Annotated in this window: 24 protein-coding genes and 2 pseudogenes; 10 read left to right on the forward strand and 16 right to left on the reverse strand. The window is 53.0% G+C overall.

Annotated features, from left to right (window positions below):
• The first annotated feature begins 22 nt into the window (after positions 1 to 22).
• The 3 genes from O1Q98_RS03625 to O1Q98_RS03635 all read left to right on the forward strand — a co-directional run bounded on the left by O1Q98_RS03625 (position 23) and on the right by O1Q98_RS03635 (position 3,845).
• Complete coding sequence (locus tag O1Q98_RS03625) at positions 23 to 628, forward strand: FMN-dependent NADH-azoreductase (RefSeq protein WP_125259173.1); 606 nt, start codon at positions 23 to 25, stop codon at positions 626 to 628.
• 459 nt (positions 629 to 1,087) lie between these two features.
• Complete coding sequence (locus O1Q98_RS03630) at positions 1,088 to 2,641, forward strand: methyl-accepting chemotaxis protein (RefSeq protein ID WP_125259172.1); 1,554 nt, start codon at positions 1,088 to 1,090, stop codon at positions 2,639 to 2,641.
• 211 nt (positions 2,642 to 2,852) lie between these two features.
• The gene (locus O1Q98_RS03635; RefSeq protein WP_125259171.1) at positions 2,853 to 3,845 is read left to right on the forward strand and encodes a 2-hydroxyacid dehydrogenase; all 993 of its coding nucleotides are present in this window, start codon (positions 2,853 to 2,855) and stop codon (positions 3,843 to 3,845) included.
• A gap of 108 nt (positions 3,846 to 3,953) precedes the next feature.
• On the opposite strand, the gene O1Q98_RS03640 is transcribed toward O1Q98_RS03635, so the two are convergent.
• From O1Q98_RS03640 to O1Q98_RS03650, 3 genes are all read right to left on the reverse strand, one after another.
• Positions 3,954 to 4,229: a putative hemolysin gene (locus O1Q98_RS03640; RefSeq protein WP_125259170.1), complete on the reverse strand. Its 276-nt coding sequence runs from the start codon at positions 4,227 to 4,229 to the stop codon at positions 3,954 to 3,956.
• A gap of 146 nt (positions 4,230 to 4,375) precedes the next feature.
• The gene (locus tag O1Q98_RS03645; protein WP_125259169.1) at positions 4,376 to 4,873 is read right to left on the reverse strand and encodes a membrane lipoprotein lipid attachment site-containing protein; all 498 of its coding nucleotides are present in this window, start codon (positions 4,871 to 4,873) and stop codon (positions 4,376 to 4,378) included.
• Positions 4,874 to 4,902: 29 nt separating this feature from the next.
• On the reverse strand, positions 4,903 to 5,163 hold the full coding sequence (locus O1Q98_RS03650; protein ID WP_125259168.1) for a hypothetical protein: 261 nt from the start codon (positions 5,161 to 5,163) through the stop codon (positions 4,903 to 4,905).
• Between the two features lie 145 nt (positions 5,164 to 5,308).
• Here O1Q98_RS03650 and ttcA point away from each other — a divergent pair, with 145 nt between their 5' ends.
• A complete protein-coding gene (ttcA, locus tag O1Q98_RS03655; protein WP_125259167.1) occupies positions 5,309 to 6,244 on the forward strand; it encodes a tRNA 2-thiocytidine(32) synthetase TtcA in 936 nt (311 codons plus the stop codon).
• Positions 6,245 to 6,620: 376 nt separating this feature from the next.
• Here ttcA and zntB read toward each other — a convergent pair whose 3' ends face one another.
• Both zntB and O1Q98_RS03665 read right to left on the reverse strand, forming a co-directional pair.
• On the reverse strand, positions 6,621 to 7,607 hold the full coding sequence (zntB, locus tag O1Q98_RS03660) for a zinc transporter ZntB (RefSeq protein WP_125259166.1): 987 nt from the start codon (positions 7,605 to 7,607) through the stop codon (positions 6,621 to 6,623).
• A gap of 85 nt (positions 7,608 to 7,692) precedes the next feature.
• Positions 7,693 to 9,291 (reverse strand): peptide ABC transporter substrate-binding protein, encoded by a 1,599-nt coding sequence (locus O1Q98_RS03665; RefSeq protein WP_420810495.1) that lies wholly within the window; start codon positions 9,289 to 9,291, stop codon positions 7,693 to 7,695.
• Positions 9,292 to 9,665: 374 nt separating this feature from the next.
• Between O1Q98_RS03665 and mpaA the strand changes: the two genes are divergently transcribed.
• Together mpaA and tpx are read left to right on the forward strand one after the other, a co-directional pair.
• Complete coding sequence (gene mpaA, locus O1Q98_RS03670) at positions 9,666 to 10,394, forward strand: murein tripeptide amidase MpaA (protein WP_125259164.1); 729 nt, start codon at positions 9,666 to 9,668, stop codon at positions 10,392 to 10,394.
• 74 nt (positions 10,395 to 10,468) lie between these two features.
• Complete coding sequence (tpx, locus tag O1Q98_RS03675; RefSeq protein ID WP_125259163.1) at positions 10,469 to 10,972, forward strand: thiol peroxidase; 504 nt, start codon at positions 10,469 to 10,471, stop codon at positions 10,970 to 10,972.
• A gap of 276 nt (positions 10,973 to 11,248) precedes the next feature.
• Here the strand turns inward: tpx and tnpA are convergent, their stop codons facing one another.
• A complete protein-coding gene (gene tnpA / locus O1Q98_RS03680; RefSeq protein WP_102802660.1) occupies positions 11,249 to 11,686 on the reverse strand; it encodes an IS200/IS605 family transposase in 438 nt (145 codons plus the stop codon).
• Positions 11,687 to 11,864: 178 nt separating this feature from the next.
• On the opposite strand from tnpA, the pseudogene O1Q98_RS03685 reads away from it, so the two are divergent.
• Positions 11,865 to 13,043, forward strand: a pseudogene (locus O1Q98_RS03685) (IS3 family transposase).
• Positions 13,044 to 13,549: 506 nt separating this feature from the next.
• A complete protein-coding gene (locus tag O1Q98_RS03690; protein ID WP_125259145.1) occupies positions 13,550 to 14,113 on the forward strand; it encodes a GNAT family N-acetyltransferase in 564 nt (187 codons plus the stop codon).
• 514 nt (positions 14,114 to 14,627) lie between these two features.
• Here the strand turns inward: O1Q98_RS03690 and O1Q98_RS03695 are convergent.
• Positions 14,628 to 14,906, reverse strand: a pseudogene (locus O1Q98_RS03695) (glycosyltransferase); the annotation flags it as partial.
• Positions 14,907 to 15,179: 273 nt separating this feature from the next.
• Between O1Q98_RS03695 and O1Q98_RS03700 the strand changes: the two are divergent.
• Positions 15,180 to 15,827 (forward strand): ABC transporter ATP-binding protein, encoded by a 648-nt coding sequence (locus tag O1Q98_RS03700; protein ID WP_125259143.1) that lies wholly within the window; start codon positions 15,180 to 15,182, stop codon positions 15,825 to 15,827.
• A 184-nt stretch (positions 15,828 to 16,011) separates the two neighbouring features.
• Here O1Q98_RS03700 and O1Q98_RS03705 read toward each other — a convergent pair whose 3' ends face one another.
• From O1Q98_RS03705 to pspA, 8 genes are all read right to left on the reverse strand, one after another.
• Entirely contained in the window at positions 16,012 to 16,569 is a 558-nt protein-coding gene (locus O1Q98_RS03705) for a GNAT family N-acetyltransferase (protein ID WP_125259142.1), read from the reverse strand.
• Positions 16,569 to 18,140, reverse strand: a complete 1,572-nt coding sequence (tyrR, locus tag O1Q98_RS03710; RefSeq protein ID WP_125259162.1) for a transcriptional regulator TyrR — start codon at positions 18,138 to 18,140, stop codon at positions 16,569 to 16,571. The genes O1Q98_RS03705 and tyrR overlap by 1 nt, the downstream gene beginning before the upstream one ends.
• A 116-nt stretch (positions 18,141 to 18,256) precedes the next feature.
• Entirely contained in the window at positions 18,257 to 19,816 is a 1,560-nt protein-coding gene (locus O1Q98_RS03715) for a M20/M25/M40 family metallo-hydrolase (RefSeq protein WP_125259161.1), read from the reverse strand.
• Positions 19,817 to 20,091: 275 nt separating this feature from the next.
• Positions 20,092 to 21,168: a YcjF family protein gene (locus O1Q98_RS03720; protein ID WP_125259141.1), complete on the reverse strand. Its 1,077-nt coding sequence runs from the start codon at positions 21,166 to 21,168 to the stop codon at positions 20,092 to 20,094.
• Positions 21,165 to 22,580, reverse strand: coding sequence for a YcjX family GTP-binding protein (locus O1Q98_RS03725; RefSeq protein ID WP_125259140.1), 1,416 nt, complete (start codon positions 22,578 to 22,580; stop codon positions 21,165 to 21,167). Before O1Q98_RS03725 ends, O1Q98_RS03720 begins: the two co-directional genes overlap by 4 nt.
• Before the next feature lie 179 nt (positions 22,581 to 22,759).
• On the reverse strand, positions 22,760 to 23,125 hold the full coding sequence (gene pspC, locus O1Q98_RS03730) for an envelope stress response membrane protein PspC (protein ID WP_416232412.1): 366 nt from the start codon (positions 23,123 to 23,125) through the stop codon (positions 22,760 to 22,762).
• A complete protein-coding gene (gene pspB / locus O1Q98_RS03735) occupies positions 23,122 to 23,352 on the reverse strand; it encodes an envelope stress response membrane protein PspB (protein ID WP_125259138.1) in 231 nt (76 codons plus the stop codon). The genes pspC and pspB overlap by 4 nt, the downstream gene beginning before the upstream one ends.
• A gap of 61 nt (positions 23,353 to 23,413) precedes the next feature.
• Complete coding sequence (gene pspA / locus O1Q98_RS03740; RefSeq protein WP_125259137.1) at positions 23,414 to 24,079, reverse strand: phage shock protein PspA; 666 nt, start codon at positions 24,077 to 24,079, stop codon at positions 23,414 to 23,416.
• Positions 24,080 to 24,296: 217 nt separating this feature from the next.
• Here pspA and pspF point away from each other — a divergent pair, with 217 nt between their 5' ends.
• Positions 24,297 to 25,328 carry a phage shock protein operon transcriptional activator gene (gene pspF / locus O1Q98_RS03745; RefSeq protein WP_125259136.1) on the forward strand — a complete coding sequence of 344 codons (1,032 nt, stop codon included), beginning with the start codon at positions 24,297 to 24,299 and terminating at the stop codon, positions 25,326 to 25,328.
• 18 nt (positions 25,329 to 25,346) lie between these two features.
• On the opposite strand, the gene O1Q98_RS03750 is transcribed toward pspF, so the two are convergent.
• Positions 25,347 to 26,906: a methyl-accepting chemotaxis protein gene (locus O1Q98_RS03750; RefSeq protein WP_125259135.1), complete on the reverse strand. Its 1,560-nt coding sequence runs from the start codon at positions 26,904 to 26,906 to the stop codon at positions 25,347 to 25,349.
• Between the last annotated feature and the right edge of the window lie 21 nt (positions 26,907 to 26,927).

The following is a 26,927-nucleotide window of genomic DNA, read 5'->3' on the forward strand; positions in this document are numbered from 1 at the left end:
CACACTTAACAAGGAATTGGCAATGAGCAAAGTTCTCGTTCTGAAATCAAGTATTCTGGCAGACTATTCCCAGTCTAATCAGTTGGCCGATCACTTTACCGCTGCATGGCAGGCGGCTCACGCTGCTGATACCATCACGGTGCGTGACCTGGCGGCTAATCCGCTGCCGGTGCTGGATGGCGAACTGGTTGGCATGCTGCGTCCGTCCGACGCCGCGCTGACACCGCGTCAGCAAGAAGCGAAAGCGCTGTCTGACGAGCTGATTGCCGAATTACAGGCCCATGACGTGATTGTACTGGCCGCGCCAATGTACAACTTCAACATTCCGACCCAGTTGAAAAACTATTTCGACCTGATTGCCCGCGCTGGCGTGACCTTCAAATACACCGAGCAGGGCCCGGAAGGCCTGGTGAAAGGCAAACGCGCTATCGTACTGACCAGCCGTGGCGGGATTCATAAAGATACCCCAAGCGATATTCTGGCGCCTTACCTGCGTCTGTTCCTGGGCTTTATCGGTATCAGCGACGTCGAATTTGTCTTCGCTGAAGGGCTGGCTTACGGCCCGGAAGCGGCGCAAAACGCGCTGGCCGGTGCAAAAGAAGCACTGCAGGGTCTGGCGTCAGCATAATCGCCAGTTACCGGCAGTACGGTGGCCGCCCTCTCAGGTGCGGCCATTTTTTTACATATGCCCGCCATCGCGCAATAATCCGCGCCATCACGCTCACGTTCCCCTTCTCGCCCCACGCGACATTTCTTCAACAAATATGATGTTTTTCACTGGCGCATGCCGCCGCTGCTTTGCCATTCAGTGCGAAATCTAATACGTATTGCACACCTGTTCACCATTCAGTTCACATTCCACCGCAAAAGCCATACATACCAATTACCTGATTGTGATAAAATTTTTACATAAATACAGCATTGTAGGGCGTGCGATGTCTGAAGCCACCGAGACTCTCGCGCCACAGATATCGCCCGTCGCCAGATAGCGACCAGATAGTGCTGAGACACAAAACCATAAAGTTTTGTTGATTATTCAAACAATACGAACCTGCTCACCCCTTCAATATCGCAAAAGGGATACGTCATGCGTAAAAATTATCCTGTCAGTCAACGTCAGTATTCGCTGGATGCCAACACCAAGCTGATGTCAGTCACGACACCTGACAGCCACATCACCTACGCCAATAGCGATTTCATCAAGGTCAGCGGTTATGAGCCGGAAGAGTTGATGAATCAGCCGCACAATCTCATCCGCCACCCGGATATGCCACCATCAGCCTTTGCCGATATGTGGAACACGCTAAAAGCGGGGAAAATCTGGTGTGGTGTGGTAAAAAACCGGCGCAAGAACGGCGATCATTACTGGGTGCGCTCCAGCACCACGCCCCTCAAGCGCGATGGCAAACTCATCGGCTATATGTCGGTGCGCACCGCTGCCACGGCGGATGAAATTCATCAGGCGCAGGCGCTCTACGATAAGGTGAATACAGGCCAGCTCAGGCATCAGGCATTCCAGAACGGCCTGCTGGTGTATACCGGGCCGCTAAAATGGCTCAGCATGTTCAAAACCATGGCATTACGCTGGCGTATCCGCAGTTATTTCGGCCTGCTGGGGTTATTGCCATTAGCGATAGCCTTTGCTCTGCTGCCCAAATCTGCGCTGGCCTTTAGCCTGTTCGCCACGCTGATGGTCTGTGCAGGCTTGCTGTGTGAACTGCTGGTTTTGCATATCGCCAAACCGACAGAACAGGTTTTGGCGCAAGCGATGCGTTCAGCGTCGGGCCAGGCCAACAGCCTGGTTGCGCTGAATCGTGCCGACGAAATTGGCATGTTGATGCGGGCAGTGAATCAGTCCGGCATGAATTTCCGCACCTTTGTCGATGACGTCAACATCAACCTGCAAGAACTGAAAGGTGCCTGCGGTGAAATCGCTCAGGGCAACTCCATTTTGGCTGAATGCTGCGAAAAAACCGAAGAGAGCCTGCAACAAACGGCGGCCTCCGTTGAGCAACTGAATGCCACCATCAAAAGCAATGCCGATGCCTCACTGCGTGCATCGCAATATGCTGAGGATGTGAATCAGGTGGTGAACGTCGGTGAGCAGGCCGTTAGCGAAGTGGCCAGCACCATGGAAACCATCACCCGGGCCAGTGAGCGCATTACCGACATTATTAGCGTGCTGGACAACCTCTCCTTTCAGACCAACATTCTGGCGATTAATGCTGCCGTGGAAGCGGCGCATGCCGGTGAACAAGGGAAAAGCTTTGCAGTCGTCGCCAGTGAAGTACGCTCGCTGGCACAGCGCAGTGCCGCTTCAGCCAAAGACATTGCCGGGCTTATCGACAACACGCTGACGAGCATCCGCACCGGCGATCAACAAGTCTCACACACCAACCGGTCAATGAATAATATTTTGGTCAAAGTTCAGGAAGTCACACAGTTGATGAACGGCATCAGCCAGGCGACCAAAGAGCAGTCGCAGGGATTGCAACAAATCAATGATGCCGTGAACCGTATTGATGAACTGACGCACCAGAATACGGCGCTGGCGAGCCAATCGCACTCCGCAACCGATCACCTGCAACAGCAAATCGCCAATATGGCACAGGCCGTATCGGTATTTGGCGCATCCCGCTAATACCGCACTCCGCAGCGCGCAAGCTCCCGCCCCGTCGCGCTGCGGTTCATGGCAACGTGCATCAACCTTCGGCGACGTTCATTTCATTCAGGCGTTTTTTGCTGATGCATGCTAACAGTTTGTCTGCTTAGGGTTTTCTGCTAGCTTAATCGGGCTGCGTCTTTTTAGCGTAGTGGCAGACGCCGCCGACACTACCTGTGGAGAAACAATCATGAAGCTGGCGATTTACAGTACCAAACAGTATGACCGCAAATACCTTGAGCAGGTGAATCAACAATTCGGCTACGAGCTGGAGTTTTTTGATTTCATGCTCAGTCCTCGTACCGTCAAAATGGCTGCCGGGTGCCATGCCGTCTGTATTTTTGTGAATGACGATGCGGGCCGCGACGTGCTCACCGAACTGGCGCATAACGGCATCAAAATACTGGCCTTGCGCTGTGCCGGCTTTAATAACGTCGATCTGGAGGCGGCCCAGGAATTGGGTATTCAGGTAGTCCGCGTTCCGGCCTACTCGCCTGAAGCGGTTGCCGAACACGCCGTTGGCATGATGATGAGCCTAAACCGGCGCATTCACCGCGCTTATCAACGCACCCGTGACGCCAATTTTTCACTGGAAGGGTTGATTGGCTTTAATATGTACCAGCGCACGGCGGGCGTTATCGGCACCGGAAAAATCGGCATTGCGACGCTGCGCATCCTCAAAGGATTTGGCATGAAACTGCTGGCGCACGACCCCTACCCAAACCCGCAAGCGCTTGAATTGGGTGCGCAATATGTTGACCTCAATACGCTGTATGCCGCCGCCGATGTCATTTCCCTGCACTGCCCGCTGACGCCGGAAAACCATCATCTGCTTAACCGGGAAGCGTTCGATCGGATGAAAAATGGCGTGATGATCGTCAACACCAGTCGCGGTGGCCTGATTGACTCGCAGGCGGCCATTGATGCGCTTAAACAGCAAAAAATTGGCTCACTGGGGATGGATGTTTACGAAAATGAACGCGATCTGTTCTTTAGCGATAAATCTAACGATGTGATTCAGGACGACGTCTTCCGCCGCCTCTCTGCCTGCCACAATGTGCTGTTTACCGGCCATCAGGCCTTTTTAACCGAGGAAGCGCTCACCAGTATTTCACACACGACGTTGCAAAATATCCAGCAACTGATAGCCAATGAACCCTGTGCTAATCAGGTGACGTCATAGCCTGATGTTAGCGGTGGTACATCACCACCGCTAACTGGCCCGGCGCGTCGTAGCGGCGAAAGGCCGCTTACATCGTTTATGCGCTATGTCATTTATACGTTATGCCATTCACCCTGCGGGGCAACGGCCATTAAGCAGTGCCGTTTCATCACAACGTTTACCGTTTGCCAGCAGGCATGTGCCAATGCTGGCGCCACTGAGCTGACGCGATAACCCCATGCGCCCCCCTGCCAGCATACAGTTAACGTCTGCCGGGGTTCCCTGCCCTTGCCATGCGCGAGGTGTCGCCACGGCAGCGCGATTTTGCCCCTTATCAACCGGCTCACTACTGCAAGCCACCAACATGATTGCGGCTGTTGCTATCAGCCATTGCGGCAACGCCATAATGTCACCTGCTCCCAAATCTTATTGTCCGTTCCAGGGAAAAGAATTCCCAGAAATGCGGTGTAGTAAAAGTCTGCCCGCGCTATCACAGCGCCATGATGACGGGTATGGCCCGCACATCGCCCTCTGCCGTTTCGCTATTGCGATTAGCGATCTTCTATCGAGTGCATCTCGACCTTCTGCTGTAGCGACGCCTCAACCTTGATATCATCAGTGAGCGTCAGCAAGGCTTTTTTATCAAACGTCACCTCAACACTGCGCTGGGGGATCACAAATTGGCGCACACTTTCGCCTTCAACCATATCTTTACCATTTTCAACGCCGTGCTGCGCACGCAGCAGATAACTCACCGCACCGTTATACGTGACCCGATAACCGTTGCTTGACGGTTCAACCCGGTAAGTCAGCGTGATTTTCGGCAACGCCGCACGATACGTGCCACGGATTTCATCCCAGCGGGCCGGATTACCGGTTAAGTACACGTCCTCCACCCAATTGGTGTTTTTCTCTAACACATGGGCAGTGGTGTAAGAAAAATAGTAAGGCGAAATAAAAGTGCTGCTCAGGCTGGTTGTTTTCGTACTAAACACGGAACAACCTGACAACATCGCCGTGGCCACCACGGCCAAAAGCAATTTTTTCATGGGTATCGTTCTCTTTTTCACCAACACATTCACCCGGATAAAGGCCCGTATCCTGATACAGGGTGCATCACACCAGCACCAAACTGCGCCCACAGCATAGCAGTGATAGCGCGGTTTGATAGCCGGAAAAAGAGGCTACTCACTGGATATTTGCGCTTATCAGTAGTCACGCTTCCTACCGCCATATACCACGGTATAACCGCATGAAAAATATCATTCTCCATTAAAGAAAAACGTAAAAATAACGATATTTCCCGATGTTCAGGTTTTCCTGCCTGAAATCGGCTCACATGAAAACCCTCAGACAGCCTCTCCCGGCACGCTACCGTGTATCTCAACGAAGTGGCTTGCTGCGTGGCCTGCCACGCACTTAATGGTACACTTAGCCCCCAGCAATGCTGGAGCACCGGCCCCATGAACACGAGCTACCGTTAAATGTCAGAAAATCAATCAGTTACACCTAAGCAGCAGTACAACCTCAACAAATTACAAAAGCGCCTGCGCCGCAACGTGGGTGAAGCGATTGCCGATTTCAATATGATTGAAGAAGGCGATCGCATTATGGTGTGCCTGTCTGGCGGCAAGGACAGTTACACCATGCTGGAAATTTTGCGCAACCTGCAACAGAGCGCACCGGTGAATTTCTCACTGGTGGCCGTCAATCTTGACCAGAAACAGCCTGGCTTCCCCGAGCATGTGCTGCCGCAGTATCTCGACGGCATCGGCGTGGAATACAAGATTGTCGAAGAAAACACCTACGGCATCGTTAAAGAGAAAATCCCCGCAGGGAAAACCACCTGTTCGCTGTGCTCACGCCTGCGCCGTGGCATTCTTTACCGCACCGCCACCGAACTCGGCGCCACCAAAATCGCCCTTGGCCATCACCGCGATGACATTTTGCAAACCCTGTTTCTCAACATGTTCTACGGCGGCAAACTCAAAGGGATGCCGCCCAAACTGATGAGCGATGATGGTAAGCACATCGTTATCCGCCCGCTGGCGTACTGCCGGGAAAAAGATATCGAGCGCTTTGCCGAAGCGCGCCAGTTCCCGATAATACCGTGTAATCTGTGCGGTTCGCAGCCGAACCTGCAACGTCAGGTAATTAAAGACATGCTGCGTGATTGGGATAAACGCTACCCAGGGCGCATCGAAACCATGTTTAGCGCGATGCAAAATGTGGTGCCTTCGCACCTGTGTGATACGGCATTATTTGATTTTAAAGCCATCCGCCAGGGCAGCGAGGTGGTAGACGGCGGTGATTTGGCCTTTGATCGCGAAGAAATCCCGCTGCAACCGGTTGGCTGGCAAGCTGATGACGATGATGACACCCGGCCACTGGAGCGCCTGGACGTGGTAGAGATCCGCTAACGGCCATTACAGCAGCACACTGGCGGTGCCTGCCGCCAGTATTACCGTGCCCGTCAGCGCAACGGCAAGGCGGCTGACGCGAGTGCACGCAACCCTACCAACGCAGCACGACAAGACAGGTTCAGGTTAAATAACAGGCAAAAAAAAGCCGACAACGAAGTCGGCATGGTGTGAATTAATTGTGCTATGCAGTAATTCAAAAAAGGAAGTAAGACAATATGGAGTGCAACGCCCATCGCTTGACGTTGCATTCACCTGCGGGAAGGATAGTGCCGCAGGCGTAGACCAAAAATGTTGATGTTGCTCAATATCGGCAGCAGTTTTTCGCTACACGGGCAATTGTGTGACAAATCAAACAGTAATTACGATGCAGACCTCACAACCATTTACTGCGTTTTAACCACCAGGCAACCCCGCTTGCCAACAGTAATAACAACAGACAAAACACGGTAAACCCCACGCCACTGTTCGCCCCGGGAATGCCGCCCAGATTCACGCCAAATAACCCGGTTAAAAACGTCGTGGGCAAGAAAATCATCGCCAACAGCGACATAGTATAGGTGCGGCGGTTCATGGCATCGGCCATTAACGTAGTGATTTCATCGGCGATGACGGTCGTGCGCGCAATACTGGCATCCAAATCCTCCAGCCCGCGCCCCAGTCGTTCGGCAATTTCCTGCATGCGCCGACGATCGTCATCCCGCATCCAGCTAAATTTCTCGCCGGACAAACGCGAGAAGATGTCACGCTGCGGCGTCATATAACGGCGCAGTACAATCAGTTGCTTGCGAATCAGCGCCAGCTCGCCGCGCGGCGGAATACGCTGCTCCAGCAAGGCATCTTCAAGGTCGATTATTTTCTCGTGCAGCTCATCGATAAACTCACTGGTGTGATCGGTCAGCGCTTCGGCAATCGCCACCATCCAGTCGCCGCTGTCTGCCGGGCCATTACCCTCTTTCAGGTCACTCATTACCTCATCAATCGCCGCCACTTTGCGTCGCCGGGTAGAGACAATCAACCGCTCGGTAATAAATACCCGAATGGCAACCAGCTCATCAGGCCGGGCATCGGGGTTATAATTAATGCTACGCAGCGTCACCAGCGAGCCTTCGCCTAAACGCACGACGCGTGGCCGGGCACTTTCACCTGAAAGAGCATTACGCACGCTATCAGGCAGTAAGGTGGTTTCGTGCAACCAGCGTTCGCTGGCCGGTTGCGTGGAGTCCAGATGTAACCAGGCAGGGGTCTCACCTTCCGCCGTCAATGAACTACTGGCAAGCGGCGTAATCCCTCCCTTACCGTTTAACTGACAAGCGAAAACGGCTCCGGTATAGCGTATCGCTTCGCCTTCCATCACACTCACGCGCTCTCTCCTGCTACATTAGGCAGCGGCCATCTTACTGTTTATGCTGGTGCATGCAATCAGAATGGCCGCCGGTATTCATCGCTTAATGCTTCAGGATATACAAGGTGTGGCTGTAAGCCACATCTTCCGGGTTAGCGATCGGGTAGCCTTTTACCCAGGGTTTGATCAAGCGCCCGTTGGTGTATTGGTAGATAGGCGCAATCGGCACCTGTTCGGCCAAAATTTGCTCGGCGTGCTGGTAATCATCACGCAGTATCTTCGGATGGGTTTGGCCGCGAGTATCTGCAATGACGCGGTCATAATCAGGGTCATGGAAACGGGCGATGTTGCCACTGTGCTCAGAGGTCAGCAGCGATAAAAACGTCGAGGGTTCGTTGTAATCCCCAATCCATGAAGCCCGAATCACATCAAAATTGCCGCTATTGCGGCTATCGATATAGGTTTTCCACTCCTGGTTGACCAGCCGGACATCCACGCCAAGCTTGGTCTTCCACATCGACGCCACGGCGATAGCGATTTTCTGATGTACCTCTTGTGTGTTGTACAACAGCGTGAGTTTTAGCGGTTTCGCGGGGGTATACCCGGCGGCGGCCATCAATGCTTTGGCCTGCGCATCCAGCTCTGCCTGCGAGTATTGTTGCAGTTGTGAAAGCGTTGGCGGGAAACCTGCCGTCACATCCGGCGTAAAGCGATAGGCCGGTTTCTCCCCGGTTCCCAGCACCTTGTCAGCAATGATGCTTCGGTCAATCGCATAGGAGAGCGCCTTACGCACCCGTACATCGTTAGTCGGCGCGCGTTGCGTGTTAAAGGCGTAGTAATAGGTGCCAAGCTGGTTGGGCGTAAACACTTGTCCGGGAAGTTTTTTCAGTAACGTCTTATACTGGTTCTTCGGAAATGACTCTGTAATATCAATATTATCCGCAAGATAGCGGTTGGTGGCATGCGATTCTTGATTAATCGGCACAAACGTTACCTGTGTCAACCGGGTATTAGCATGGTCCCAATAGTGATTATTCGGCGTCAGCACCAACTTTTCATTTACCACGCGCTCACTGAGTACAAAGGCACCGTTACCCACCAAATTGCCAGGCTTAGTCCAGTCATTGCCGAATCGTTCAACCGTCGCCTGATGTACTGGATACACACTGAAATTCGCCATCAGGTTGATGAAATACGGCACCGGATTACTGAGCTGCACTTTAAGCGTATGCTCGTCCACCGCAACGACACCGAGTTTATCGACCGGTAATTTTCCTGCCAGAATTTCATCGGCATTAACGATACCCGCCAGACGAGCAATATGGCTAAACGGCGACAGGGTTTGTGGATTAACCAGCCTGCGCCAGCTATAGACAAAATCCCCCGCTGTGACCGGCTCCCCGTTTGACCAACGGGCATCAGGGCGCAGGGTAAAAATAAAGGTGCGATTATCGCTGCTTTGCCAGCGCTCCGCGACACCGGGAATGGGATTGCCCTGCGCATCCTGGTTGACCAGCCCCTCAAACAGATCGCGAATCACTTGAATTTCCGGCAACCCTACCGCTTTAGCGGGGTCTAACGAGGCGGGTTCATCTTTAATATGCCGCACGATAGTCTGCCTGGCTGCCAGTTCAACGCCCTGGGGAACCTGTGCGGCATGGGCCGCAAGCGCCGCTGATGCTACGACAGCGATGGAAATCATCCGTACAAAAACGCTCCAATACCCCACGTGCATGTTATTTCCTTCAAACAAAACGTTGACATTTCACGCCCTGCGGGCGCATGACCGCTAACACGCCAGACGCTGCAAAAACCCACCGCGTCGCTATTTTATTAGCCTGCTTTATTAACCTGCTGATTATCATAGTCGCAAACCCGTCCTTCCAACCAGTAGCAGTGCGAGGTTTGCGAGGCGTTACGCAACACGGCCATCCTCCTGGCAACACATTGCGAAGCGCCGCGCAATTCCCGCGACTGTGGCTCAAGGCCGTCTGGTTTTTTGGTATTCTCAGGTACCACGCACCTATATCGCCGCCATTTTACAAGGCGAGCGCTTTTTGACAGGCTGAAATCACCATGACTGATGAGCAGACACCGCATCGCCCACGCCCGGAACGGGGCCGATTCTGCACCATGCCGCAGGAATATGGCCGCTCCCGGCTGGGTGCGCCATTATTATGGTTTGCCGCGAGTAAACCCGGTGGGCAGTGTGGCCTTATCATCGCCGGAACGCACGGCGATGAAACCGCGTCGGTTGTGGCGCTGTCGTGTGCGCTACGCACCATTCAGCCCGAGACACTGGCGCATCACGTGGTGCTGGCCGTCAATCCCGATGGCTGTCAACTCGGCACCCGCGCAAACGCATATGGAGTTGACCTCAACCGCAATTTTCCGGCAGCCAATTGGCAGTCCAGCCCAACGCAATATCGCTGGAGTGAGGACACCGCCGTGCGCGATGTACAGCTCGGCACAGGGGGTGTGCCGGGGTCGGAACCTGAAACCGATGCGTTATGCAAACTTATCGGGCGGTTATCGCCAGCATGGGTCATCTCGTTTCATGAACCGCTGGCCTGTATTGAAGACCCGCATTTATCCCCCCTGGGGGCCTGGCTTGCAAACACGTTTGCTTTACCGCTGACAAGCTCGGTGGGCTATGCCACGCCGGGGTCGTTTGGCAGTTGGTGTGCGGAGCGCAATCTGCACTGTATTACGGCTGAACTCCCCGCCATTTCGCCAGACCGAGCCAATCAAGACTACCTGCACGCGTTGACTCGCCTACTCACCCACCCCGCAGCGGGCCAGTAATTTTTTATACCAATGTTGCACTTGTTGCCCTACACTAATCAGCATGTTAATCACCTGTAATAAAGGACGTAAGCATGTCAACGAATGTACATTTTCAGGGTAATCCAGTACCGGTTGCAGGAACCTTCCCAGCGACGGGCAGCCAGGCACCGGCCTTTTCTCTGGTCGCCAAAGACCTGTCTGATGTGGCACTGAGCCACTATGCCGGTAAACGCAAAGTCCTGAACATTTTCCCCAGCATTGATACCGGTGTATGTGCGGCATCTGTGCGTAAATTCAACCAGTTGGCTTCTGAGCTTGAGAATACCGTTGTACTGTGTATTTCTGCTGATCTGCCATTTGCACAAGCGCGTTTTTGTGGTGCGGAAGGTCTGAACAACGTGGTGGTGCTCTCCACACTGCGCGGTGCAGCATTCCAGCAGGATTACGGTGTGGCGATTGCCGATGGCGCATTAAAAGGCCTGACGGCTCGCGCCGTGGTCGTTCTTGATGAAAACGACAACGTGCTGCACAGCGAGCTGGTTAACGAAATCACCAACGAACCCAACTATGATGCGGCACTGGCGGTATTGAAATAATTCCGCGTTGCGGCTGGTCTGACGGCTGTTTCTGACCGAAACACAGCGGTATAAGATCCACAGAGGTCGAGCCGCGATACAGCCGCAGTTTGATGCCAGATGCCATCGCTAATAGTCTGGTTAATGACTGCGCAGTATTCAGTATCGGGACATACCCCATCGGCCAGCGTGGAAATGCGTTAAAGCCGCAGATAAAGAGAAGCAGATAAAGTAAAAATCCACCTCTTGAAGAGGTGGCTTTAAAGTGGGGCTCCCTAGAAGGGAGCCTTGTTCTTTTTAATCCTGTAACAACTCCATCTGCTGTTCGTACTCCTGATCCTTCTTATCCTGATGCTTCACATAACGTCTTATAATCTCTTCGTTCACTCCAACCGTGTCAGCAAAGTAGCCCCTTGCCCAGAAGTGATTGCCCCAAAGCTTTTTTCGTATATGCGGAAATTTATTGTAGAGTCGAATGGCACTGCGTCCTTTCAGGACGCCCATTAACGTCGATATTGAGAGTTTGGGCGGGATCATCACTACCAAATGGACATGATCTGATTGCACATTCAATTCCAATATCTCGCAATCCTTCATATTGCACAGTATGTAAATTGAACGATAAAGCTCTTTCCCCACTGCTCCCGTTAAAATCTTATAGCGATATTTCGGTGTCCAGACCAAGTGATATTTGCAACGCCAAAACACATGTGCTGAACTTCTATAACTGCTCATGTCAGTGATTTCCTTCTTACTTGTGGTGAGTAAGAGAAGATCTTCTGGCATGGGCTTTCTTCAGGCTATAGCCTCACAGGAACAATCACCACCTCCCGAGGAGGTGTAGTGGCACACTAAATTTGGCCACCTGAATAGAGGTGATATCATCGCCTCATAGTCAAAAACAGGTGACATTATGACCGGACGTAACAGACGCAATTTTAGCCCTGAGTTTCGCCTTGAAGCTGCCCAGCTTGTACTGAATCAGCATTACACTGTTGCCGCCGCTGCCACGGCAATGAATGTCGGCAAATCCACGATGGATAAGTGGGTCCGCCAGTTGAAAGAAGAACGAGCGGGAAAATCACCCATAGCTTCACCCATGACACCTGAGCAGATTGAAATACGCGAGCTGAAGAAAAGACTTCAACGTGTTGAAATGGAAAGGGATATATTAAAAAAGGCTACCGCGCTCTTGATGTCAGACTCCCTGAACAATTCTCATTAGTTGAGAAACTCAGGGCGCGGTTTCCCGTTGCCGTTATGTGCAATGTGTTTGGGGTTCATCGCAGCAGCTATAAATACTGGCGGCAACCAAAGAAGCCTGATGCCACACACGTGGTATTACTCAGTCTTGTTCGTGAAAGCTATCGCGAAAGTAATGGTTCTGCAGGTGCACGTAATATTGCCGCGAGGGTCACAACCAAAGGCGTAAAACTGAGTCGCTGGCGGGCAACAAAGCTGATGAAAGCACTTAATCTCATCAGCTGTCAGCAGCCCGGCCATCGATATAAGAAGGCGTCTAAGGAGCACGTAGAGATCCCCAATTATCTTGAGCGCCAGTTTGCAGTAACAGAACCTAATCAGGTCTGGTGTGGTGATGTGACGTATATCTGGACAGGTAAACATTGGGCTTATTTAGCCGTTGTGCTTGATCTGTTTTCTCGTAAACCAGTTGGCTGGGCGATGTCATTTTTCCCGGACTCTGCATTGACAACGAAAGCGCTGTCCATGGCCTGGGAAGCGCGAGGAAAACCCTCTAATTTGCTGTATCACTCGGATCAAGGTAGCCACTATACCAGCAGAAATTTCAGACAATTACTGTGGAGGGAGATATCAGATAAAGCAAAGCCTGAGTCGCCGGGGGAATTGCTGGGATAACAGCCCGATGGAACGTTTTTTTAGAAGCCTGAAAACAGAGTGGGTGCCGAATAATGGATACGCCAACTTTAGTGAAGCCAGCGCAGCGATAACGAACTACATCACGGAATATTACAGCCAGCTCAGACCCCATCAATATAATGGTGGTTTGACGCCGAATGAATCAGAACGATTGTTCTGGAAAAACTCTAACGCTGTGGCCAGTTTTTGTTGACCACTACAGAGGTGGTTTAAAGCTGACAACAAAAGGAGAGGCAAAAAACCTCTCCTTTTTTATTTTTTATGATACCCGCGCGGCTGCCTTGTCTGGCCCCTCTCACCTCTGCGCTGAATGCCCAACGGTATCGCCTCAACCGGCGAGGGCGATAAAAAACGCACTTGCGCACAGGCCACCAGAAAGCAGAAAACGCGGCGGCCACATTCCGAGCCGGTATCATCGCTACGCGGCCTTGTGCCATCTTAGGGTAATGCCAGCCATAAAATATCACTCACGCCACTGTTGCAGTAAACTTAAGTACACTGGCACACGTAACTGCCACTCACTCCCTCAACAACGCCCGTTTTGGCAACGATTAGCCCGCGTTAAACCTGCCTCTCTGCCTTGAATTATTCATATTTTCTGTATTATCTGTATGCAATATGCGCAATAATAAGCTGTTGTAAAAAACGACTCCTCATCCATGTTTAGCATGCCTGTTGCTGATTTTTTCAGGAGAGAACATGTTTCCATTACTGACGCCCCGTTTATCTATACGCCCGTTCGTCACCGCTGATGCCCCTATGCTGCATGAGGCTATTCATGAATCGATAGAGAGCGTTGGCCGCTGGTTGCCTTGGTGTTCACCGGCATATGACCTGGGTTGCGCACAGGAATGGATCAACCATTGTGACCAGCAGCGTCACGAAGGCCGTTCTTTTGAATTGGTAATAACAGACCGCAACTCGGAGCATTTACTTGGCTCGGTTGCTATCAATGACATTAACAGAGCCTACCGCCTTGGCAATATCGGCTACTGGGTTCGCCAGTCGGCACAGCAACAAGGGGTAATGACCGAAGCAGTCAAAGAGATAGCCGCATTTGGCTTCGGTACGCTCGGTTTAACCCGGCTGGAAATTCTCGCCGCTGAACAGAACCACGCCAGCCGTCGAGTCGCAGATAAAGTAGGTGCGCAGTTTGAAGGTTTGCTCCGTAATCGAATAATCCTGCGCGACCACCCTGTCACAGCAGCCATCTACTCACTCACCCCTGACGATATAATCCCCCTCTCCCCTCCTTCGTCATAAACGGTTGCAGGCCCACTGTGCGGCGGTTCCTGGTGTAGCATTCACCTCGCGGCGGGGTAGTGAATTGATGGGTGGCCGATGCCGAATACCGGCCAAAACTGCGCCGTACCGCACCTTTACCCCACATCAGCACGAATGCGATTTCCCAGCGACAATCGGACTAAAATCTGCCCATCCGTGGGCCATACAACGATTCATACGTAAAACGAGCCAGCTAATCCGTAAAACGCGCCCGCGCACGACGTTCCTGCCTATTCATGCCATGCCATTTACGCTGATGCCCACACATCCAACAAGAACAACAACAGGGTGTGCGGTAACACATTCCTGTCTGTGAGGGTGTTCTGGCGCCAGCATTATGGTAATGGCAACGTTTTGCTTTTAAGCGGCGAACATGATGCCTGCGCATCGCTCGTGTTTTTTTCATTCTTCACTCCTTAAGATGGCGGCAAATGCCGCTATCGCTGGAATTCAGAATGACGATACTGACGTTTTGACATAAAAACCCTCTCGCTTACCGAGTATTAGCGCGAACTCTTCGCCTACTCAATAATTCCATCAGGCGCGGTTTAGCGTTAGTCAGTTGGTGTAGCCCGCCCCTTAGCCATATTCCCTTGCCGCTATATTCAAGCCGGGCTGCATGATCAAACTGGTCATAATCCACCGGGTAGCCCAGTGCCGGAATCTCCTGCGGCAAACAGTGCCACATAATCCCCGCGCCACCGTGATGGATAACAACATCATGGCCGGATAACCAGCGACTGTAGTCAACCCAGGCAATACGGTAGACGTTTGCACCAAGCTTTGCCATATACGGTTCGTTATCTTTTATTACGCTTACATCAACAAAAAGACAACCAGTGGCAAAAATATCCTGGTAACAGGAAGAACCTTTGTATTGGCGTATTGTGTTTTTTTTGCATGCGTATAGATTAATACAATGTACGTTATAGGATGGGTGTTTTAATTTTTATTATTTTTTATCCGGCCTCTGCCAAACTCGGCTTTTATTAAAAAACACCATTTATTAAAAGGATTTTCATCAAAAAATAAAAAAGAAGATAAGATGATAAAAATAAAACGCCCACTATCACGCTTCACATTGCCCTTATTATTATTTGTATCGACACTTTTGATGTTTATTCAAGCAGCAATAAAACATAATGAAAGTGGTATTCTTTTATTTATCATAGACAGCATCATTCATTCGGTGTTTTTCATTTCCTTGTTTTTTGTATTTTCAGGAAAGAACCGGCTGTTCTTTATTATTTTTGTTGTTCTCTTTGCCATTTTATTTTCTTTGTTTTATCTTATTTCATTCCAACACAATAGTTTTAAATATTATCTAAAAAATCATCCAGACCTCTTACAAAGTTGTATGAAAGAAGAGTATCATAATCCAGAAAAACAAACGCTGGCTTATTGCTTTACGAAAACGCATGATGAACATGATTTAGATAGCGATATTTTTTATGATTCCGGTAATGAATTTTCCAGGCCATACGTTGAGCGCTCATGCGACTGGTGGCGGGCATTTGATGTACTGGCTGCGAAAAACAGCCCCAGTATATTACATAAATTCAATTTTCTTGAGACAGTCCGGGATATGAATATTAGTGTTTCTAAATTTGGCTACTCTTATTATTCGGTTAGTTACTCTTTTGAGTTTTTATATGTCTCACCGGAAAATAAGAAAGCCTGTAAACAGCATTAAATAATGAACTTTGAATAGTCGCTAAATTTATTAAACATGTTGATGGCAACCCGATTGTTGACCCGTCGGGCACCTGGTCAACAATCGGGTTGCGACATGTCGGGCTGCGAGAGCCCATTACCGCTGCGCTGTTCGGGTGGCTCGATTTATTAAACCATGCTTCTCTTAAGCGAAAAGTTATCGCTTAATCGTCTGCAGGCGTGCAGCACCGGCTCATTATTAACGTTGCGTAATAACGGCCATCCGCCAGCTTTTTATCGTTTTTTAAGCGCCCTTCCACTTCAAACCCGGCCAACTGATAGACGTCGATGGCTTTTTGGTTGGTTTCCAGCACACTTAGCGTCATTTTCTCAATCTGGTTGGCCTGCGCCCAGTCTATCGATTGCGCCAGCAGCGCGCGCCCAATCCCGTATCCCCAAAACGTTTTACGCACGCACACGCCAAATTCGACTTTATGCGACAATCGTCGCAGACAGCTCCCCTGACAACGCGAGAAACCGACCAGTTGGCCTTCGACTTCTGCCACGAGAAAGAGATTGCCCGGCGCGGCGCTGTCTGTGACAATCAGCGCTGCAAAATCGGCCTCACTCATGAATGCCTCGCCGCGCTCGCGGTCGAGGTATTCCGTCTCGCCATCTATCTCAAGACGCAGCGGCGAAAGCAACGCCGCATCGCGGTGCTGCGCCGAACGCACGGTATACGTCACCCCACGTCGCTGATACTGCCGCTCATCGATGACCATTACGCGTCGTCTTCCTCGCTGCTTTTACGGCCACTGAGACCATATTCGCGCAACTTATTGGCAATGGCTGTATGAGAAACGCCCAGTCGCTTGGCTAACTTACGGGTGCTCGGATACGCCTGATACAAACGGGTCAGCACCGAGCGCTCGAAACGCTTGCTAATATCATCCAGCGAGCCTTCCAGCAGCTCATCGCTGTGCGTCACCACGTCCGGCTGAAAAGCCGGTAAATCAATATCGTGTAAACGTAATTCGTCGCCATCAAGCTGCGCCAGCGCGCGATACACGGTATTTTTCAACTGCCGCACGTTGCCAGGCCAACCATATTGCGGCAAGAGATTACGCACCTCCTGGGCCACTCGCGGCCGGGAAATGCCCTGTTCATCCGCAAAGCGAGTGACAAACAACTCCACCAGCGGCATCACATCAGCCGGGCATTCACGCAAAGGCGGCAGCGACAGCGTTAAGACATTCAGCCGGTAGTAGAGATCTTCACGAAACAGGCCGCGCTGCACCAAATCCAGCAAGTTTTTCTGGGTCGCGCAGATAACGCGCACATCAACATGCACCTCATGCTCTTCACCCACGCGCCGGAAGGTGCCATCGTTAAGAAAGCGCAGCAATTTGGTCTGCATCTGTGGCGACATTTCGCCGACTTCATCGAGCAGCACCGACCCGCCATTCGCCTGTTCGAAAAAGCCCTTTTTCCCTTCCAGCGCGTTAGGATAAGCCCCCGGCGCATGGCCATAGAGTTCGCTTTCCATTACGTCATCAGGCAACGCGGCGCAGTTCAGCGCCAAAAACGGCTTTTTACCCCGGCTGCTACGCAAATGGCAGGCCCGCGCCAGCATATCTTTACCCGTGCCGGTTTCGCCCACCAGCAGCAGTGGCGCATCCAGCATAGCCAGTTTACGCGCTTGCTCAACCACCTGACGCAGGCGTGGGCTGACAGCCACGATGTGATCGAACTCACGTTCATCATTAATCGGGGTATCCTGCAACTGGCGTCCCATCCGCACGGCGGATTTAAGCGTCACCAACGCACCGGCAACGGTGGACTTGCCGTTATCATCCTCCAGATGCACCGGCACCACTTCTAACAGAAAGTCCTGATTACGGATGACAACACGCGTTGTCTCGGCCTGCCCGCCGGATTCCTGCCAGCGGGTGAAGTTATAGCCACTCAGTAACTGGCCGATGGATAACGCCCGCGCTTTGTCGGCAGTTATCTCAAACAGATGAAGCGCCGCTGCATTGATAAGCTCGACCTTGCCCTTCAAATCCAGCGACAGCACCGGCTCAGGCATCGACTCCAGCAGCGCATTCAGCGCCCGATGTTCGCGCTCAGAGGGCATAAACGCCACCGTGCGGACATCGCTGACGCCTGCAATGCGTCGAATTTCCGTCATTAATTCACGAAATTCATCAAAACCGAGGGTGGTGAAATTGAGGTAGATCCGGCCAGTCGGATCGATTTCGATACCACGCAAATCAATCTGGCGCAGTACCAGCAGGTCAAGCAGCTCACGGGTAAGACCAATTCGGTCTTCACAAAACACTTCCAGACGCATCAATACAACCTTCTTTGACAGGCGCGGCAGGGACGAGAGCTGCATCATACCCTGTCACCGCCGCAGGATGAAGTGGAGTGTCAGCAAATGTTGACACCCCAATGCACCGCTGTGGATTATTTGGCTTTTTCCTCAGCCGGGAAAGGCGTTGTCAGTATTGACACAATGGTGCGAATCCCTTCCACGTAATTGCCAATGCGCATGTTTTCATCACTGCCGTAGGCGTTATTGTCTGCATTCACCAGCGAAACGACGGCAAATGCATTTTTCAATGCCGCCAGCGCACCGTTGATAGGCGGGGAAACGCCAAGCATGCGGTTTTTTTCCGGCTCGGCTTTGAGCGGCGCTTTCACGCCGTCAACCACCCACTTCGCCAGCGGCGACGCCAGTTGCGTGCGAACAGCAAACGAACTGCCGGACGATGTCATCATACTGAGTGAGATAAGCCTGGGATTGTGATTGCGCTCTTGCAACGAGGGCGAGTCTGAACGAACGATGAAAAAACCGTTGGCCGTTACATATTTTTTTATTAAATCATACAGATAATCAGGCGAGGTTTCCGGCACGGTGCGAATATTAATGCTGGCTGTCGCCGTTGACGGAATGGCATAGATAGCTTTTCGACCGGTATCTCCCGCTCTTAGGCCAATCACGTCCAGCGAGGGGTACTGTACGGCCTCAACGGGGTTGGGGGCCATTTTCTCCAACTGCGTGACACCGTAACGGCTTTCAATGGTGCCGGGTTTAGGTGCCTGAGACGCCAGTTGCGCTCGCTCCTCGTCAGACAACTTAACCTTATCGTAAAAACCCGGCAGCGTGACACGCCCGTTAGCGTCCTTAAGCCCTGCCAACAGTGAAGATAACTGCTGCACCGGATTGATAATTACATTACCAAACGCCCCACTGTGTGCCGCCGGTTCGGGGCCAAATACCGTCATATCCACCTGTATCGACCCACGATAGCCAAAGGTGATGACCGGTTTATTATTGGTGTTCACCGCGCCGTTAAATATCACTACGCCATCATTTTTTAATCGTGCGGCATTTTGATTAATCACCGACGTTAAGTGGGGAGAACCGCGCTCCTCCTCGGAGTCCAGTAGCACTTTAATATTGACAGTCGTGGCGGTGTTGGCGCTTTTTAGCGCATCCACCGCCGTCAAAAACAGTTGGATAACCCCCTTGCCATCCGATGCCGAGCGGCCAAACACCCGCCATTCCGGGTCAAGGCCCGGTTGCAGCAATTTTTCATTGCCCTGCGGCATCCAGATACCGCGCGAATCTTTTATCTTCAGCGTCGGCTTCCACGGATCGCTACTCCACTCTGATGCCGCCGCTGACTGGCCGTCAAAATGCATCAAAAACAGTACCGTCGGGCGGTTAGGCTGCATCGGGCCGAGTTCGGCATACAACATCGGATGTGCGCCATTAGCCAGTTGCTGGGTGCTAAACCCGCGTTTCTGGAACGCTTTATCAAGGAAATTGAGGTTGCGCTGAATATCGGCGGCGATATCCGTATCGTTACTGATCGCCAGCGCATCGAGGTATTCGGGGAAACTGGCCTGGGCGAATCGTTGGGCCTCGACAGGGGTCATCACCCATTGCGCCTGGGCGGAACCGGACATAATCAGGGCACTGAGTACACCCGCTAATACACTGAGGTTGCCACGAAGCATCATCACTATCCTTCCAGCAAGGGGGAAAAAGGATGTTCCATCACCTGATTATCGGCAGTAGCGCATCATCTTAACGCCGTAATGCACCATCATCATCTGCCGTACTTATCCTTGATTGTAGAAAATCCAGGTAGAGATCATCATGTTTCGTGATACAGGAATGCGGGCTATATCAAAACACCGTGCGTTATTCGGCAAAAATGTGTGTGATTGAGAAAATAATGTACGCGCGTTTCCTACGCCCGCGCCTTAACACGCGGGCCGATTGACCATCGTCACGATTCCTGGCCGGGCGCAGACGGCCTTACGCGCACCAGGTTGAGCAACTCATGGCGGAAATCGCCCAATCGGGGCTTATCATCAAGCCACGGCAGCGGGCGGCACAATTCCATGGCGCGAATACCCAGCCGCGCCGTCAACAAGCCCGTGCCAAGCCCCTGTGCGGCACGGGCAGAGAGCCGTGCGGCTAAATCCTGCGACATCCAATCCATGCCGATTTCACGCACCAACTCGCTGGCCCCGGCAAACGCCACATTCAACAGCACCAGCCGAAATAGCGTCAGGCGACTAAAATAGCCGAGCTCAATGCCGTATAGCTGCGCAATCCGGTTGACCAAGCGCAAGTTGCGCCAGGCGATAAACGCCATATCCACCAGCGCTAACGGACTGACCGCAATCATCAATGCCGCCTGCGCCGCTGACTGGCTAATCTCCTGCCTGGCGCGGGCATCCAGTACCGGTTGTACCGCTTGGGCATAGAGCATCGTCACTTCGCGGTCATTATGGGTTTCATGTAGCGCGGCCTGCCAGCGCAATAGCGCCGGATGCCCATCAGCCAGCCCCGCCTGCCGCGCCAGTTGCTCGCAAAACGCACGCGCCTCACCGTGGTGATGGCTCGCAAGCAGTTCACGCGCGCGATCGCGGGTTTGCGCACGCTGGCGTAATTGATATAAACGTCGCCATTCAACGGCCAACGCGCCGATACCTGCACAGACCATCAGCGAGGCTGCTGCCACGGCACCCAGCGCTATCCAGTCATGTTGTTGCCAGGCGCGATACAACGTCTGAGCGCCCTGTGCCAGCACACTCAGCGCAAACAGCGCGATACCGGCAGACAACATCCGCCGCCAAAGGCTACGACGCGGGCGCAGCGCCTGCGTCACTATCCGGCTGGCTTCATCTTCCTGGTCGGCTTCACTTTGCGGCTCCGGGGCATGTTCAGTGAACTGCGTAGCCGCCTGCGCATCAAAGGTGAGTGTTGGCGTTAGGCCAGCCGCTTCGGGCCCGAGCGGTGCATCGCTAAATGTCATTCGCGGCTTCAACGGCGGGGTCGCCTGCTGTGGTTCACTCATCGCAATTTATCTCCCAATAAAAACTCCATCACCGCGTCCAGACGAATGTGCGGTAAAGGGGTATCCACCGGCATAACCGGCGGGCGGAATGGTTCAAAATGAAACCCTTGCTGATGCCAAAACGTCGCCTGCGGCAGACGGGTGGGCACATCTCCCGGGTAGAGGGTAATAGACTCGCCATCCGACAAGCGCTGGCCTCGCAGTGCTGCCTGCTGTTGCCCCTGATGTGACACCACGCCGTTTTGCGTGGCCTGTATCGCTGCAATGCCAGCACAATTGATGTCGATGCCGTCAAATGCCACGTTGCGCCATGCCTCTTGCACCAGTTGCTGCAACAGCGCCACCAGATTGCCATGTTGATCGGCCGTAACGTGGTCTGATTGCGTGGCGGCAAACATCAAACGATCGATACAGGGGGAGAATAGCCGCCGTAACAAGGTACGTTTGCCATAGTGGAAACTTTGCATTAATTGCGTCAGCGCCTGGCGCATATCATTAAACGCATCGGGGCCGCGATTAAGCGGTTGCAGGCAATCGACCAGCACTATCTGGCGATCAAAGCGCACAAAATACTGGTGGTAGAACTCGCGCACAACGTGCTGACCGTAATACTCAAAACGCCGACGCAGCATGCCAAACAGCGTGTTATCTGCCGCTTGTGCCACCAGTGTGTCAAGCCGGTCATCCGGCCAGGGCCAGGGAAAAAACTGCAAGACCGGCGCCCCCGCCAGCTCGCCGGGTAGCACGAAGCGCCCCGGCTGAATGAAATGCAGCCCCGCCTGTTTACAGCGCAGCAGGTACTCCGTGTAGGCTTGCGATATCGCAGCCAACTGGTTTTCGTCCACTGCCGCCAGCGGATCAAGCCCCTCACACAAAGTGAGCCAAGGCTGGGCCAGCGCTAAACGCTCACCGTGCAATAAACCTGACATTTGCCGCGACCAATCCGCATAATTTTGCTCTAGCAGCGGTAAATCCAGTAACCACTCACCGGGATAATCGACGATGTCGAGATATAGGGTCGTCGTGTCGCGAAAATGGCGCAACAGGCTGTCATGTGAACGATAGCGTAACGCCAGACGAATCTCACTGACGCCACGGGTCGGCGTCGGCCAGGCTGGTGGGTCGCCGTATAGCGCGGCAATCCCTTCATCATAGGCAAAGCGAGGAACGCCTAAATCTTGCTGAGGCACCCGACGCACACCCAACAGGCGGTTTTCACGCGCGGCCGAAAAGAGCGGTAAGCGAGCGCCGTGATTCACGTTCAATAACTGGTTCACCAACGAGGTAATGAACGCCGTTTTTCCGCTACGGCTCAGGCCGGTGACGGCCAGCCGCAAATGGCTATCAGTGCTACGGTTAACCAGCTCGTTAAATTCATGCTGTAAGCGATGAAAAGGCAGGGAATAGGCCATGACACTCCTGTTTTCACCGTGATCGCAGGGCAACCGCACTGTTCAACACGGCCATATATCTGTGTAGCGTGACGAGAAAACACCACGTGATGGTCAAACCGCCCGGCAACGGGCCTCGCCCTAAAGCAAGCGGGATTTGCCACACACGCAAACCCCGTTCACTCGCCGATGGCCCGGCATTACAGCTGACGAAACTTGCTACGAATGCCAAAGGTATCCGAGGTGATGTAACGCTCAATGTCGCGCAGGCGCTGCTCGCTGTTGCGAAGTATCGCATCCGCATTATCTAACAACGCGTTCGGCGAGACGTCAGGCGGTGTCAGCCCATCGTCAGGTTGCGGCGGCGCCGGTTCCAGCACAAAACTCAGCACAATGTAGGCAATGGCGGTAATTAAAAATAATCCTAAGAAAACCGATAACACGGCGATCAGACGAACCAGCTTGACCGGGACGTCAAAATAACGCGCCAGACCGGCACACACCCCTTTAATCATGCCCTCTTCCGGCAGCAGATAGAGTGTTTTGTCATTACGCACGCTCATCAGGATTGCCTCCAGTTAGGGTGTTCCGCATCAAGAATCTGTTCCAGTGTGTCAATACGCGCACGCATACGCTGCGCCTCTTCCGTTAACGCCACCAGCCGCTGCCGCTCCGCCTGATCCCACTGTGATGAACGGTTACGGCGCTGGCTGTAGTGCAGCCATAACCATAACGGCGCCACGAATAGCAGAAAAATCGTCAGCGGAATCATTGTTATTACCAGAGCACCCATTTTTTCTCCTTCATTATTATGGTGATGCAGCAGGGGCCGTCATCACGACAGCCCGTGGCGATTACTGAACCGGTTTCACTTTTGCCTTTAATGCCGCCAGCTGTGCGTCAATTTCATCGCTGGCTTTCAGGTCGGCAAACTCTTGCTCAAGCGATTTCTGCTTGCCGAGCCCAACGCTTTCCGCTTCAGCTTCCAGCGTATCAATGCGGCGCTCAAACTGCTCAAAGCGCGCCATGGCTTCATCGAGTTTACCGCTATCCAACTGACGACGGATATCGCGCGATGAACTGGCCGCCTGGTGGCGCAGCGTCAAGGCCTGTTGACGGGCTCGCGTTTCCGTAAGCTTATTTTCCAGCTCGCCAATTTCTCGCTTCATTCGATCAAGCGTTTCATCAACGGCGGCGGCCTCTTGCTCTAATACGGTAATCAGCTCGGTCAGTTTCTGTTTTTCCACCAGTGCGGCGCGCGCCAGATCTTCTCGCTCACGACGCAGCGCCAATTCCGCTTTCTCCTGCCACTCCTCCTGCTGGGCATGCGCCTGATCAATACGGCGAGCCAGTTGTTTCTTCTCAGCCAGCGCCCGTGCAGATGTCGAGCGCACATCAACCAATGTGTCTTCCATTTCCTGAATCATCAGCCGTACCAATTTTTGCGGATCTTCGGCTTTATCCAGCAAAGCGGTAATATTGGCATTCACGATATCGGCAAAACGGGAAAAAATACCCATACTCTACTCCTCAGTCATTTCCGGCGGTTGTCACGCCCGATGCGTTCTCCATCAGCGGTAGTCTGATGACGCAAAGAGATAATCAATTTCCGTGCCAGATTTTCCAATCACATTAAATTTATGATAAATAAAGAAATTAATCCATCGATGTACAAACGGCGCTCGCTTTGATATGGTCAAATTTACCAATAGTTGGTGAAAAAAACAGGCTGCTATTATGGCTCATGAACAAGAATCGCTCCTTGGGGAAGCAAACCGTTTTCTGGAAGTGCTTGAGCAGGTATCACAGTTGGCGCATCTCAATAAACCGGTGTTGGTGATTGGCGAGCGCGGCACCGGTAAAGAGTTGATAGCCAGCCGGTTACACTATTTATCCCCACGCTGGCAGGGGCCGTTTATTTCACTGAACTGCGCGGCACTCAATGAAAACCTGCTTGATTCCGAATTGTTTGGCCATGAGGCAGGCGCGTTTACCGGCGCACAGAAACGTCATCTGGGGCGTTTTGAGCGCGCGGACGGCGGCACGCTGTTTTTAGATGAACTGGCAACCGCGCCAATGCTGGTGCAGGAAAAATTATTGCGTGTGATTGAATATGGCGTGCTGGAGCGAGTTGGCGGCGGGCAGTCGCTGCAAGTGGATGTGCGGCTGGTGTGTGCAACCAATGAAGACTTACCGGCGCTGGCGGCACAAGGGCGCTTTCGCGCCGATCTGTTAGACCGTCTGGCGTTTGATGTGGTGAATTTACCGCCGCTCCGCGCGCGCCAGCAAGATATCATGTTGCTGGCGCACCACTTTGCCGTACAAATGTGCCGGGAACTGGGTCTGGCGCTGTTTCCCGGTTTTAGCCCGCACGCAGAGCAGGTACTACGCGATTACGCCTGGCCGGGAAATATTCGTGAATTGAAAAATGTGGTGGAACGATCCGTCTACCGCCATGGTGATAACCCACAACCGGTCGAGCGCATCATTATTAACCCTTTTCAGCCGTTGGCCGAGTTCTCGCCTGCGCCGACGACGCCAGAGCCCGGCGATAACGCGCCAGACCTGCCATTCAGCCTGCGCGACTGGCAACACCAGCAAGAGCGCGCGTGGGTGCAGCGCGCGCTGACGCAGGCGCGATTTAATCAGCGCAAGGCGGCTGAATTATTGAGCGTCACCTACCACCAGTTTCGCGGCCTGCTCAAAAAGCATAGTCTGGAGAAGTACGGTCTGGAAAAATACGGTCCGGCACGCGATGAGCCGCGCTAACGGCTCATCGCGGCCCGTTTAACTCGCCGCCACCGGCAGGTACGCGGCCTGTGCGTCGTCAATCTGAAAGCGGTTGACCGTTTGCGACAGTTCACCGGATTGCTGATTGAGTGAACGTGCGGCGGCCAACGCCTGCATCACCAGCGCGGCATTTTGCTCCGTACTTTGCTCCATTTGTGACACAGCCTGATTGACTTGTGCAATGCCGCTGCCCTGCTCGCTGCTGGCGGTACTGATTTCCACCATCATACTGGTGACACGCTGCACGCTGCTGACGATCTCTTCCATCGTTTCGCCCGCGCGCTTCACCAGATCCGTGCCTTCATCTACGCGAGATACCGAGTCATCAATCAGGTTTTTAATCTCCCGCGCGGCGGATGCCGAGCGCTGCGCCAATGTACGCACTTCTCCTGCCACCACCGCAAAACCGCGCCCCTGTTCACCGGCACGCGCCGCTTCAACGGCGGCATTAAGCGCCAGAATGTTCGTTTGAAAGGCAATGCCATCAATCACACTGATGATATCGACAATCTTGCGTGAGGAGGCATCGATAGACGCCATCGTCTCCACCACCTGGCGCACCACCTCGCCGCCACGCACGGCAACATCCGACGCCGTTCGCGCCATGTGATTTGCCTGATGAGCGTTATCAGCGTTTTGTTGCACGGTGGCCGTTAACTGCTCCATCGCCGCCGCCGTTTGCGCCAGCGCGCTGGCCTGTGAATCGGTGCGGGCGGAAAGATCTTCATTGCCTGAAGCGATTTGTGCTGACGCGCTGGTAATCGCATGGGTGCTGCCTCGCACCTGGCCGACCAGATCGGAGAGATTATCGCGCATTTGGCGAATCGCATGCAGGATGCTGCCTTGATCGCCCGCACGCAGCGCAACCTCAACCGTTAAATTGCCATCGGCTATCTGTTGCACCACATCCACCGCATATTGCGGCTCGCCCCCCAACTGACGCAGCAACGTGCGCATCATCTGCCAGGCCAGCAGCGAAATCACCAATAGCAACACCGCCCCTATCGACAACAGCAACACGGCGCTACGCCAGAATGCGCTCTGAATATCGTCAATGTAATCGCCATAACCGATAATCCAGTTCCAGGGCTCGAATTTCACGACCGCATAGAGCTTTTCCACCTCTTGCGTCGCGCCGGGGCGGGTGCCTTTGGCCGTCACCATACCAATGCGCACATCCTGTAGCGCGGCGCGGTAACGCATACCCGCCTCTCGCCCACCATTCGCATCAACAATGCCAACACGCTTAGGGTTAGGATGGACATAGTTCACATCGTTGTCATACCCACGCACGAAAAAATAGCGATCATTTTGATGAAAACTGCTGATGGCTCGCTTGGCTTCAGCCTGCGCCTGCTCTGCTGACATCTGCCCGGCTTTTTCCAGATCGTAAAATTGCTGCGCCGCCGCCTGCGCCAGCTCGACCAGCGTTGATAATTGCTGGGTGCGCTCTTTGGTCATCGACTGGTACAGCGTATTGAGCGCCACCGCTGATAACACAATTAACCCCAGAAGCGTCGTACCGCATAATAGTGCAATGCGTGTTTTTAATGACATGCCATCACTCCATGAAAAAAC

The sequence above is a fragment of the Dickeya lacustris genome (assembly GCF_029635795.1).
GTDB lineage: Bacteria > Pseudomonadota > Gammaproteobacteria > Enterobacterales > Enterobacteriaceae > Dickeya > Dickeya lacustris.

Excerpts from the sequence above, each read along its gene's own strand:
- pspB (WP_125259138.1), bottom strand. The coding sequence starts at position 23,352 with ATGGGTGCTCTGGTAATAACAATGATTCCGCTGACGATTTTTCTGCTA.
- pspA (WP_125259137.1), bottom strand. The coding sequence starts at position 24,079 with ATGGGTATTTTTTCCCGTTTTGCCGATATCGTGAATGCCAATATTACC.
- tyrR (WP_125259162.1), bottom strand. The coding sequence starts at position 18,140 with ATGCGTCTGGAAGTGTTTTGTGAAGACCGAATTGGTCTTACCCGTGAG.
- O1Q98_RS03705 (WP_125259142.1), bottom strand. The coding sequence starts at position 16,569 with ATGGTCATCGATGAGCGGCAGTATCAGCGACGTGGGGTGACGTATACC.
- O1Q98_RS03715 (WP_125259161.1), bottom strand. The coding sequence starts at position 19,816 with ATGCTTCGTGGCAACCTCAGTGTATTAGCGGGTGTACTCAGTGCCCTG.
- tpx (WP_125259163.1), top strand. The coding sequence starts at position 10,469 with ATGTCAACGAATGTACATTTTCAGGGTAATCCAGTACCGGTTGCAGGA.
- O1Q98_RS03630 (WP_125259172.1), top strand. The coding sequence starts at position 1,088 with ATGCGTAAAAATTATCCTGTCAGTCAACGTCAGTATTCGCTGGATGCC.
- O1Q98_RS03625 (WP_125259173.1), top strand. The coding sequence starts at position 23 with ATGAGCAAAGTTCTCGTTCTGAAATCAAGTATTCTGGCAGACTATTCC.
- O1Q98_RS03750 (WP_125259135.1), bottom strand. The coding sequence starts at position 26,906 with ATGTCATTAAAAACACGCATTGCACTATTATGCGGTACGACGCTTCTG.
- O1Q98_RS03635 (WP_125259171.1), top strand. The coding sequence starts at position 2,853 with ATGAAGCTGGCGATTTACAGTACCAAACAGTATGACCGCAAATACCTT.
- O1Q98_RS03640 (WP_125259170.1), bottom strand. The coding sequence starts at position 4,229 with ATGGCGTTGCCGCAATGGCTGATAGCAACAGCCGCAATCATGTTGGTG.
- O1Q98_RS03690 (WP_125259145.1), top strand. The coding sequence starts at position 13,550 with ATGTTTCCATTACTGACGCCCCGTTTATCTATACGCCCGTTCGTCACC.
- O1Q98_RS03665 (WP_420810495.1), bottom strand. The coding sequence starts at position 9,291 with ATGATTTCCATCGCTGTCGTAGCATCAGCGGCGCTTGCGGCCCATGCC.
- ttcA (WP_125259167.1), top strand. The coding sequence starts at position 5,309 with ATGTCAGAAAATCAATCAGTTACACCTAAGCAGCAGTACAACCTCAAC.
- tnpA (WP_102802660.1), bottom strand. The coding sequence starts at position 11,686 with ATGAGCAGTTATAGAAGTTCAGCACATGTGTTTTGGCGTTGCAAATAT.
- pspF (WP_125259136.1), top strand. The coding sequence starts at position 24,297 with ATGGCTCATGAACAAGAATCGCTCCTTGGGGAAGCAAACCGTTTTCTG.
- O1Q98_RS03700 (WP_125259143.1), top strand. The coding sequence starts at position 15,180 with ATGATAAAAATAAAACGCCCACTATCACGCTTCACATTGCCCTTATTA.
- mpaA (WP_125259164.1), top strand. The coding sequence starts at position 9,666 with ATGACTGATGAGCAGACACCGCATCGCCCACGCCCGGAACGGGGCCGA.
- O1Q98_RS03725 (WP_125259140.1), bottom strand. The coding sequence starts at position 22,580 with ATGGCCTATTCCCTGCCTTTTCATCGCTTACAGCATGAATTTAACGAG.
- O1Q98_RS03720 (WP_125259141.1), bottom strand. The coding sequence starts at position 21,168 with ATGAGTGAACCACAGCAGGCGACCCCGCCGTTGAAGCCGCGAATGACA.
- O1Q98_RS03645 (WP_125259169.1), bottom strand. The coding sequence starts at position 4,873 with ATGAAAAAATTGCTTTTGGCCGTGGTGGCCACGGCGATGTTGTCAGGT.